This is a genomic window from Pseudomonas sp. FA-1 (assembly GCF_056856075.1).
This window is the reverse complement of the sequence record NZ_JBWXTH010000079.1, coordinates 1-238: the sequence shown is the minus strand read 5'-3', so window position 1 is coordinate 238 and position 238 is coordinate 1. Positions and strand designations below refer to the sequence as shown.

1 protein-coding gene is annotated in these 238 nt (G+C 20.6%); it reads left to right on the top strand.

The window, feature by feature from the left end; genetic code table 11:
• Window positions 1-238, top strand: a 238-nt coding sequence (locus AC1MHZ_RS23520; RefSeq protein WP_482967028.1) for a hypothetical protein, incomplete at both ends; no start/stop codon positions are given.

Below are 238 nucleotides of genomic sequence, written 5' to 3'. Positions count from 1 at the left end.
AGGCGAAAACAAAAAAACACAAAAAAAGCTAACACACACAAACCCACACCACCATATGAAAAAAAAAAAAAAAAAAAACAAACCCAAAAAAAAAAAAAAAAAACAAAAAAAACCAAAAAAAAAAAAAAAAACAAACAACAAAAAAAAAAAACCAAAAACACAAAAAAAAACAAAAAACAACACAAAAAACAAAAAAAAAAAAACACCAAAAACAAAAAAACAAAAAAAAAAACCCAAA